A 6,944-nucleotide genomic window follows, 5' to 3' on the forward strand; every position below is an offset into this window, starting at 1 on the left:
ACCAGCTCACGGCTGCCGATCCGCCCGTTAGGATACTTTTCGGAGGGGACTCAAGGGTTTACCAACATGTCAGAAAAGGATTGTGCTCGCTGTGGTCCGCCGCCGGCATCTAGCAACGGGCCTGGTCGGCTGTTTATCTGGCCACCGCTTGGACACACTGCGCATAAGCTCAAGGCCGCGCTCAAAGACAGCTCGATGTCGGTTGCGGATATCCCAAGCCAGCCGGGCTTGGTGGTTGCTGTCCATTCCGATGAGCAGAACGACCTAGCGATCTTGCTCGATGAGCGTCTTACGCGGGCCGAGAGCCGCGATAGTCGCGCCCTCTTCGTGGCGGGTGATGAGGAGCCCGGCTTCGCCCAATTGGGTCAGGTTGAGAGCCTGGAGACCTATATCGCGCGTTGTCGCGGTGGCTGGCTGCAGGCGCTACTGCATGCGCAGCGGGTCACGACCCTATTCCAACCGATCTTTCATGTTGCTGAGCCGGGGCGGGTGTTTGCACATGAATGCCTGCTGCGCGGGCTCGATGACGAGGGTGGTCAGGTGCGACCAGACCTGATGTTCGATCTCGCAGCGCGTGCCGATCTGATCTTTCCACTTGACCGACTTGCCCGCGTCACAGCGGTTGCCAATGCAGCGGCGCATCAGATCGAAGGCCATATCTTTATCAACTTTACTCCAGCCGCGGTTTACGACCCCATCAACTGCCTGAGGACAACCCTCGCTGCGGTCGACGCGCCGGGTCTGCAGCGCGAGCGCATCGTCTTTGAGGTGATCGAGACCGAACGGATTGGCGATCCTGATCATTTGGCCAAGGTGCTGAGCTACTATCGCGAGGCCGGTTTCAAGGTGGCCCTCGATGACCTGGGCGGCGGCTACGCCGGACTGGGTCTGTTGCCTAGCCTGCGTCCCGATTTCGTCAAGTTGGATCGCTCTCTGGTCGACGGGGTGAGCGGTAACTTGGTGCAGTCGGTGGTGGTCGAGCGCGTCACCCAGTTGGCACACGACCTGGAGATCGGCGTGATTGCCGAGGGTGTTGAGCAGGCCGAGGACCTCGACTGGCTGCAGGCGCACAACATCGACTATGTGCAAGGTTTTCTGCTCGCACGACCGGCGCCAAAGCCGTATTCCCCGACGCCAGCATCTGGTGTGTAGGCAACGCCCTCAATCTGACCAATCCTGGTGCCAGAGCCTGCCCAATGCCTGCCTGTAGGCGTTCGCGATCATCAAGACATTCGATGATCGGCGCCTCAGCAGGGCAGCGTTCATGCGCTCTGATTGCGCATCTCTGGCAACAGGCCGATCAGGCCTGCGGGGAGTCGAGGGAGGGCGCTGATCAACGAGACCACTAGCGCCGCAGCGTAGGGCACGGCTTGTACCAGTAGCACCGCTGCCCAGACTCGGACGTCGATCATAAAGGCATCTGGGCGTTGCAGGATAGCGAAGGCTCCGAGCAGAAAGGCGCTCAACAGCAGCGCTTCCTCCCGCGCGTCGACCAATGCACGGAGCACTGCCGCTGACGACGCCAGTTTTGGCGTGCGGAAGAATCCGAGCTTGCCGGAGACGACTCCGGCCCAGGTTGCGCGCGCGACGGTGTGCGAGAGCGCGAGTCCAGCCAAGCCGGCGGCGAGTGCTTGGCGCCAGGTCGCATCGACACGGCGACGATACAGCACCAGGCTCTTGATCATCTTAAAGCCAAAGAGCACCAACGGTATCAGCGCAATGCTCATGTAAGGTGGCGTTACCCGCAGTGGAGCGGCGACCATCGCCACCGTCCAGGCGAGTGCGGCGAAGTTGAACACGAGATTGAAGCCATCGGCGAACCAGGGCAGCCAGCCAGAGAGGAAGTGCCAGCGCTGCCCGGCGCTGAGTCGAGCTCGGCCCAGGCCGAGCAGTTCACGGCGATGCGCGATCAAGACGCGCACGGCCCCATAGGCCCAACGAAAGCGCTGCTTCTTGAAGTCGGCAAAGGTGTCTGGAATCAACCCCCGACCGTAGGTTGCTGGGATATAGAGGGCCTTGTGGCCCTGCTCAAAGAGCCTTAACCCAAGCTCGGCGTCTTCGGTAATGCACCACTCGGCCCAACCACCGACAGCCACGAGCGACTCGCGTCGGATCATGGTCATGGTGCCGTGCTGGATGATGGCATTGCGCTCATTGCGGGTGACCATGCCGATGTGGAAGAACCCGCGATACTCGGCTAGGCACATGGCCTTGAACGCATTCTCCTCGCCGTCGCGATAGTCCTGTGGCGCCTGAACGATGGCGACCTCATCGTCGAAGAAGGCCGGAATCAGGTCGCGCAGCCAGTTGGGACTGACGAGATAGTCGGCATCGATCACGGCGATGATGCCAGCCTTCGGGTCGGTCTCGCGTAGCGCGAAGTTGAGCGCGCCGGCCTTGAAGCCAGGGAGTGGGCTGACATGGAAGAAACGAAAACGTTGGCCATTCGGCTTGCCTTTCAGCAGCAGGCGCCGATTCAGCTGTGCGCAGTGCGCGCGGATTGGCTTCCAGACCGCCGGATCTTTGGTGTTATTGTCTACCACCAAGACCTCGAAACGCGGGTAATCCAGGGCCGCGAGCGCATCTAGCGTCTCGATCAGCAACGCCGGAGGCTCGTTATAGGCGGGCACATGCAATGAGACCATCGGCAGCCACTCGTCTGGCACCTGGCGCCGCGGAAAGGCACGACGCCAGCGCTTGAGCCAGAGCGATTCCGCCCACTCATGGGCCTCGGCGGAGATCAGCACGAGGACGCCGATGCCGCCAACCAATAGCAGCACGCCGACTGCAGTGGTCAGTGGGGTCATGTATTGCTGGGTGTAGTCGTAGACCAGCAGCACCGCCGCTGTCGAGGCGGCATAGGTGATGAGCGCGAGGAAGCCCTTGCCAGAGGAAGACAGGGTTGCGCTGTCGCGGTAGAGCAGCAGCAGCAGGAACACCGCCATGCCGATCGAGAGGGCGGCGAGCTCCTGCCAATTCGGGATGCGGACGACGGGCTGGGTGAGCGGGAATTTGGGCTCGCGCTCGGCGTCGTAGACGCCCCAGTAGGTGCCGATTGCGCCCTCGATCTTGACCTTCCAAGGTTGGTCGAAGGCCTCCATGACGTAGTAGATCACGCGTTCTCGCTCAGCGCGGGCGAGCGCACGGCGCAGGAACCGGGTCTGATTCGCTTGCGAGGGCTCGGCGCCGCGATTGCGCCGTCCATTACTCGGCCAGCCGATCTCTCCGATAATGACCTCCTTGTCCGGGAACGCCTGCTGCACCTGATACAGTCGGCTAAAGGCGTAGTCGACGGCCTTGTCGATCGGCAGGCCTTCCCAGTAGGGCAGCAGATGGATGGCGATGAAATCGACATGCTCGGCAAGCTCTGGATACTTGAGCCAGATATGCCAGGGTTCGGCGGTGCCAACCGGGATCTCGGTGAGCGGACGAATGCGATCGAGGTCACGGATCAGCTCGGCGACCTCGACGTCCTCTCGCAGAATGGCCTCGTTGCCGACAAAGATCCGGACGATGTTGCGATGCGGCTGGCCCAGGATCTCGATCAATCGGTCAAGCTCGGCCTCGTTGGCCTTGCGATCGGGGCCGATCCAGGCGCCAAGCGAGACATTGAGCCCATGCGAGGCGGCAAGCTGTGGCACCTGACCGAGTGGGCCATCAACCGAGTAGGTGCGCACGGCATGGGCCTCGCCTTGCAGCAAGGCCAGGTCTTCGTCGATCTCGGCGAGCGACGGATAGATGCGGCGTCCAGGATCTTGGTCGTCGCGCATCGGTTGGAATGAATAGCCTTGGATGCGAGTGGGCCAGGGCGGCTCGACCGAGGGACGGTTCATTATTGCCCAGAGCGCGAGACTGAGACCAGCAATGAGGACCGGGATGATGATGGAGACAGACCGATTCATCGCTGCGACCTTAGGGGCAGATCTGTTGGGGCGGGTGGGGCTTCAGCTTCCCGCGATAAGCCGCGACGTCGGCGGCTTTGTCGGCGGCGACATCGGGTCAAGCGCCTGCTGGCTGGTCGTGGCCAAGGCGGCCAGTGCGTAGAGTCGCGCTTCGCTCGGCGCGAGCAGCCAACCATCGACCGTGAGGAGCGGTGCGGCGACATACTCGTACTGGATGAGCGAGACGAGGGCCTTCTGGAGCTCGGGACTGTGCACCGGCACCCTGCCCTGGTGGAGGGCGATTGCGGTCGACAACTGGTCGATCAGCCGGTTCGTATCCTGGTCTTGTGGAAGCTCGCTCAGATAGCGTCGGCCGAGCCAGCCTGCGGCGGTCGGATCGCTCAATGCGGCGAGCAGTGCGCCCGGGCTGGCGCTGGCTGGCAGGCTGCCGCTAGCACTCAAGCGCTGGCCCACGCCGCCGGCGACGTTATCAACAGCGCTTGCCGAAGCCAACCTGGAGACGACAGCCTGCGCGGCCTGTGGGCTCGAGACCAGTGCCAGCGCACCGGCGATGAAGGTGCGACGGTTGATACTCATGCGGCCTGTTGCTCGAGGTGATCGGCGAGCCGGTAGGCAAGCGCTAGGATGTTCAGCGTTGGGTTTGCTGAGCCGCTGGTTGGGAACAGCGAAGATCCGGCGATGTAGAGGTTGTCGAGGCCGTGCACCCGGCAGTGACGATCGACGACTCCACGCCTTGGGTCATCGCTCATCCGGGTTGTGCCCATGTGATGACTGCCGCCAGAGACGCGTGGCTCCCACTGGCCATCGTCGGCGAGTCGGGGGCGCATACGGCCGATGCCGGTCGCGCCGAGCTCGCGGCCAAGCGCATGGATGTTGGCAAGCAGGCTGCGTCGATCCTGCTCTGTCAGGCGCCAGTCAAGCCGCGCTCGCCGCAGTCCTAACGCATCGGTCTGGTCGCTGAGTGTCACACGGCTTTCCGGGTTCGGGGTTTGCTCGCAGGCGCAGCCGATACCCATCCGAACACCAAAGCTAGCGGGCTGGCGCTGGGGGACGGGCTGGCCGTCGAGCGAGGGGTTCGCATTCGCCGACTCGGTCAGGAATGGCTTGGCCGCCGCGAGCATGGTCCGCGACTGGGCAGCGCCCTGATCGGTGCTTACTGCAGGCTCGGCATTGAAGGTCTCGATGACCGACATGGTGAAGGAGGCGGATAGCAGCTGCTCGCGGCGCAGGAAGTCGGCACGCGGGATGTAGCAGACGCGGGCGGTGCGTCCGTCGACGAGGATTCGCTCGCGATAAATGCGCGGCAACCGATTGATGTCGGCGATGACGATATCGGCAAAGCCGCCGAGGTGTGGATGCTCCATGAAGCAACGCCCGACCATGTCGTGCTGATTGCCGAGTCCGCTTGGCATCACATCGCTCGACAGTAGCAAGAGCCGTGGATTCTCGATGCCCCCAGCGGCGAGCACATAGCGCTTCGCGCGAACCTGGTGGCGGAGACCGTTCAGGGTTCTAAGCTCGAGATGGCTGATCGACTGTGCCGAGGGGAGTGCGGCGATTCGGGTCAGGTTGCTATGCAGCAAGACCTGGATGTTGGCGTGACGCTCAAGCTCTCCACGATAGCGCTCGCCAAACCGTGTCGGTGGGCTGAACTGGAAGAATCGTGTATTGAAACGGCCAGCCCGCCAATCGACTAGAGGCTCGCCAGTTGCCTGTGCCCAATAGTCACCGTCTTCGTAGCGCGCTGGCGCGACCTCGACCGCCGCGCTCGCCGCCTCCCAATACGGCTCCAGTGCCTCACGGCCGAAGGGCCAGCCGCTCAATGCGATCCAATCGCGAGACTCGAAGTCGATCGGATCGAGCGGTCGGCAATAACCGCCCCAATGACCGGAGGTCCCGCCAAAGTAGCGCAGCCGTGAGCTGCTGATGGGATACTCGAGTCCGGGCGTCTCCCCTTGGTAGAGGGCTTGGGTCTCCGGCTCAAGGCTGAGGCCGCCGGACTCGATGAGGCAGATGTTGGTTCTGGCACTGGCCAAGCGCCGGGCGAGGCTGATGCCAGCCGGGCCAGCGCCGATGATGGCGAGATCAGCGTCGATACGGAGGTTGTCGTCAAGTCTGCGAGCATCAATGAGCATGCTAGGAGCAGCTCCGGGCTGGGTCGTTGAGGTGAATGACCGGTCAGCTCGCGAGCGTTCCTGAGACGCAGAACCGAGACTAGACCAAAAGCGCCTCGGCCTTGCCATTGGCGGCTCTGTACCACTCGGCCATGACCGAGCGGCCGCGGTTGGCGGCGCGAGCACCCTTAAGAGTAGCGCATTAGCCCCGCCATTGCTGCGGATTTCTGCTATTCAGTCAGTCAGCATCCGGGACGAAGCTCAGCACGTTGCCATTGATGCAGTAGCGCTTGCCGGTGGGTGGGGGGCCATCGTCGAAGACATGGCCGAGGTGGATGCCGGAGCTGGCGCTACGGACCTCGGTACGACGCATGCCGTGAGCGTTGTCGTCATGGTAGGTCAAGGCGCCTTCAATGGGATTGAAGAAGCTCGGCCAGCCGCTCTTGCTCTCAAACTTGGTGTCGCTGCGAAACAGCGGTGCGCCCGTAATCGGGTCGACGAAGACACCGGGGCGCTTCTCATCCAGATGCGAGCCGCTGAATGCGCGCTCGGTACCCTGCTCGAAGGCGATGCGTTGTTGCTCCGGAGTGAGTATCTGGAAGCCGAGCCACTGCCAGAAGCGCTCTTGATCGCCCTGGTAGCCGGTGTAGCGGGAGACCTCCTTGCCATCCTCGAACAGGACCATGGTGGGGGTGGCGAAGAGGGCCTTCTCCAGTGTCCAGCCTTTCGGTGGACGTGGATTCAGCGTCGTGACGACTGGAACCTCGGAGGACCAGCCATTGAGCACCTCGGCACGGAATTGCTTGCAGAAGGGGCAGTCTTCGGCCTCGAACACGATGAGCTGGCGCTCGGCATTGAGGTCACTGGCTTGCAGGCGCTCAGGCTTCGGCTCGGATGTCCCGTCCTGATCCTGACCTGGATAGGCGAC

Annotated in this window: 5 protein-coding genes; 1 reads left to right on the forward strand and 4 read right to left on the reverse strand. The window is 62.9% G+C overall.

The features are described 5' to 3' along the window. Window positions 1-1,152, forward strand: a 1,152-nt coding sequence (locus ACY693_RS12115; RefSeq protein ID WP_462322082.1) for an EAL domain-containing protein, incomplete at its 5' end; no start/stop codon positions are given. Between the two features lie 110 nt (window positions 1,153-1,262). Here the strand turns inward: ACY693_RS12115 and ACY693_RS12120 are convergent. From ACY693_RS12120 to msrB, 4 genes are all read right to left on the reverse strand, one after another. Next, a complete protein-coding gene (locus ACY693_RS12120) occupies window positions 1,263-3,902 on the reverse strand; it encodes a glycosyltransferase family 2 protein (protein WP_462322083.1) in 2,640 nt (879 codons plus the stop codon). A gap of 42 nt (window positions 3,903-3,944) precedes the next feature. Further along, on the reverse strand, window positions 3,945-4,478 hold the full coding sequence (locus ACY693_RS12125) for a hypothetical protein (RefSeq protein WP_462322084.1): 534 nt from the start codon (window positions 4,476-4,478) through the stop codon (window positions 3,945-3,947). Continuing rightward, window positions 4,475-6,037 (reverse strand): FAD-dependent oxidoreductase, encoded by a 1,563-nt coding sequence (locus ACY693_RS12130; RefSeq protein WP_462322085.1) that lies wholly within the window; start codon window positions 6,035-6,037, stop codon window positions 4,475-4,477. The genes ACY693_RS12125 and ACY693_RS12130 overlap by 4 nt, the downstream gene beginning before the upstream one ends. A 217-nt stretch (window positions 6,038-6,254) precedes the next feature. Continuing rightward, a partial coding sequence (gene msrB, locus ACY693_RS12135; protein ID WP_462322086.1) for a peptide-methionine (R)-S-oxide reductase MsrB occupies window positions 6,255-6,944 on the reverse strand: 690 nt, incomplete at its 5' end.

It is taken from the genome of Halochromatium sp. (genome assembly GCF_054919635.1).